The 237-nt window shown below is 64.1% G+C and carries 1 protein-coding gene; it reads left to right on the top strand.

What is annotated here, in order from left to right; translation table 11 throughout:
* Nucleotides 1-237 (top strand): hypothetical protein (locus NQU54_RS49000; RefSeq protein ID WP_257636719.1); only part of this gene is annotated, 237 nt, incomplete at both ends.

Raw genomic sequence — 237 nt, forward strand, 5'->3', positions numbered from 1 at the left:
GGCCGAGAGCTCGCTCTGACAGCGATCACCGACCGGACCGGCGAAGGCGACCGCATCGACGTCACCTACAACCCACAAGGCGCCCCCACGGGGATCATCCACTCCGGTGGCTATCACATCGCGGCCGACACCGATCCAAAACTGCTTCGGATCACGGCCCTGCGCCTGCTGCACGGAGAAGACCATGAACACAGCACCACCCTGATCTCCTTCGGCTACAACACAGCCGGGGACCTG

Origin of the sequence: Streptomyces malaysiensis subsp. samsunensis (assembly GCF_024519315.1) — a bacterium.
Lineage (GTDB): Bacteria > Actinomycetota > Actinomycetes > Streptomycetales > Streptomycetaceae > Streptomyces > Streptomyces malaysiensis.